The sequence below is a fragment of the Kaarinaea lacus genome (assembly GCF_975902315.1).
This window is the reverse complement of the sequence record NZ_CDLKIE010000394.1, coordinates 1-2,897: the sequence shown is the minus strand read 5'-3', so window position 1 is coordinate 2,897 and position 2,897 is coordinate 1. Positions and strand designations below refer to the sequence as shown.

The 2,897-nt window shown below is 45.0% G+C and carries 3 protein-coding genes; all 3 read left to right on the top strand.

Features of this window, described 5'->3' with window-relative positions; genetic code table 11:
* The first annotated feature begins 386 nt into the window (after positions 1–386).
* Positions 387–1,100, top strand: a complete 714-nt coding sequence (locus ACWVCM_RS12545) for a MotA/TolQ/ExbB proton channel family protein (RefSeq protein ID WP_455202097.1) — start codon at positions 387–389, stop codon at positions 1,098–1,100.
* Positions 1,097–1,519 (top strand): ExbD/TolR family protein, encoded by a 423-nt coding sequence (locus tag ACWVCM_RS12540; protein WP_455202096.1) that lies wholly within the window; start codon positions 1,097–1,099, stop codon positions 1,517–1,519. Before ACWVCM_RS12545 ends, ACWVCM_RS12540 begins: the two co-directional genes overlap by 4 nt.
* Positions 1,520–1,696: 177 nt before the next feature.
* The coding region (locus ACWVCM_RS12535; protein ID WP_455202095.1) for an ABC transporter transmembrane domain-containing protein at positions 1,697–2,897 on the top strand (1,201 nt) is incomplete at its 3' end.

The window sequence follows — 2,897 nt, the reverse complement described above, 5'->3', positions numbered from 1 at the left end:
TCCTGACCGGTTTGTATCCAATATCGTGGCGTCGATTCCGCGATATTGCTCCAGAACTTCCTCTTTGTGCATGCTGTCACACCAAAATTGGCGCTAATTTCGGTAGGCTACAGGAACCGTTATGGCCTGCCCAAAGAGGAAGTTCTGGAGCAATATCGCGGAATCGACGCCACGATATTGGATACAAACCGGTCAGGAGCGATTTCTATAACTCTAGGTTCAGATCAGATTCTGCCATTTGAGTTATACCGGGAGGAGCATCGGCGTTATTGGTCAAAGTAAATACAATGACTAATAAGATTGGCTAATTGGTAACACACTATCAGCCTGATCAGTACTTTGATAAAGTTACCTAACTTTTCAGTTCACAAAGGAAGGATAAAGCAGTGTTTGAAATCGTAAAAGCTGGCGGATGGTTAATGATCCCCATTATCCTTTGCTCCATCGTGGCAGTTGCCATTATTGGGGAAAGGCTCTGGGCATTACAGCGCAAAAAAGTAATTCCTAAGCATCTGGTCGCCCAGATTTGGCATTGGCACAGCATGGGTCAACTTAAAGAAGAACAAATTACCCAGATTCGCAAAAGTTCGCCTTTGGGTAAAGTTTTAGGTGCTGGCCTTTCCAACATGAATCATAGCAGGGATGTCATGAAGGAAAGCATAGAGGAAATAGGGCGGCATGAAGTGCATGAACTAGAACGTTACCTTAATACTCTGGGAACTATTGCGGCCATTACGCCTTTATTAGGATTGTTAGGTACCGTAATCGGTATGATTAAAGTGTTTAGTGTAATTACGATGCAGGGTGTCGGTAATCCAACAGTATTGTCTGGTGGTATTTCAGAAGCCTTGATTACTACTGCTGCCGGTCTTTCAGTTGCCATTCCTAGCCTCATGATGTATCGCTATCTGCGTGGAAAAGTTGCAGAGTTAGTAGTAGTTATGGAAGGTGAAGCTATCAAGCTGGTTGAAGTCATTCATGGTGAACGCGACAGCAATGATCCAGCGACTCGGCAAAGCAAGGCCAGACCTGCGCAAGCACAAGCTGCAGCAGCTAAGCCTAGTTTGAGACCCGGTACAGCGAAGGCGGGTGCCAAGTGAATTTACAACAACACCAAAGTGAGGAACTTGATGTCAATATCACCCCGTTGATTGACATTGTATTTCTGCTGTTGATCTTTTTTATGGTATCGACGACTTTTGAACGTGAGTCAGAAATCGATGTTACCTTACCGGAAGCGGCTATTGACGCCCCTCAGGAACAAAGTGACGTCATTGAGATTGTTATTAGTTCAGAAGGTATGTTTTATGTTAATGGAAAACGCGTCATTAACAAACAGGTGGCCACCTTGAAACAGGCCCTGCTGAAAGTAGCCAATGGTCGGGAAGATCCTCCGATTATTATCAGCGCAGACGCAAATGCTACCCACCAGGCAGTTGTCACTGTCATGGACGCTGCACGTCAGCTGGGGTTTGTGCATTTAAGTTTTGCTACCTCCCAAATTAGCGAATCACAATAGCTATTAAAATTACAATAATTACCTCACAGCGGTAACGACAACGCGCAAAAGTTGTCGTTACCTGCTTTAACAGTTCAAGCATAAAAAAATAGTTTCATAATCCATTTTTGTTACGCATGCACACGCGCTATAATGCGTGTTTTCCGGGGATTTATGCCCATAACTGTTGACTAGTATATGTCGGAACCATTGCCCGCAGATAAGACTCCTGAAATCGCCAGACGGTATCTCCGCTATCTAGTACCCTATATTCCTGGGTTCTTGCTCGCGGTGCTTGGAATGGCCATGACTGCGGCAACGGAAACCAGCCTTGCTGCTATATTGAAGCCCCTTCTGGACGGTGGGTTTGTCGACAGGGATCCCGAAACCATCCGTTGGCTACCCGTTGCGTTACTTACCATTGCTTTCATTCGTGGTGTCGGTGGATTTTTATCAAACTATTACATGGCCTGGGTATCGCGTAATGTCGTGCGTGATTTGCGTCAGCAAATCTATAATCATTTGATAGATTTGCCCACCCTTTATTTTGATAAAAATTCCTCCGGGCATTTAACATCAAAATTAATTTACGACGTTGAGCAAGTTGCCAATGCGTCAGCGAGCGCGATTACTGTCATAGTACGTGATACATTGACACTGCTTGGATTGTTAGGCTGGATGCTGTATTTGAACTGGAAACTCACTTTAATATTTTTCACAGTTGCCCCTGTTATTTCATTGTTGGTGGTCTTTGTGAGCAAGCGTTTCCGGAAACTGAGTCGTCGTATTCAACATTCCATGGGTGATGTGACTCAGTCAGCGCAACAAATAGTGCACGGACAACGGATAATTAAAATATTTAATGGGAAAGCGCAGGAGATTGAGTCGTTTAATCAGATAAATGAACACAATCGTAAACAACATTTAAAACTTGCTGCAACGGCTGCGGCCAATGTTCCTATTAATCAATTTCTGGCAGCTATGGCATTGGCGTTTATTATTTACCTGGCCACCAGTGAGCTATTGATGGATGCGCCATCAGTCGGGGATTTCGCGTCGTTTGTTACCGCGGCGATGCTATTGCTGCCACCCCTGAAGCGGTTAAACCAGGTCATTGAAAACTGGCAGCGGGGTATGGCGGCGGCGCAAAGCGTCTTCGAGTTGCTGGATGAGCCTTCTGAACTAGACACGGGCACGACCGAAGTAAAACGGGTCAATGGTGACCTGGAATATCGTAACGTTAGTTTCCTGTACAGTGAAGATCGTAATCCCGCATTGACTGATATTAATTTAAAAGTGCGGGCCGGGGAAACAGTTGCAATTGTCGGGAGGTCCGGGAGTGGTAAGTCAACATTAGTTAACTTGTTACCGCGATTTTACGATTTACAGCAAGGTGCTA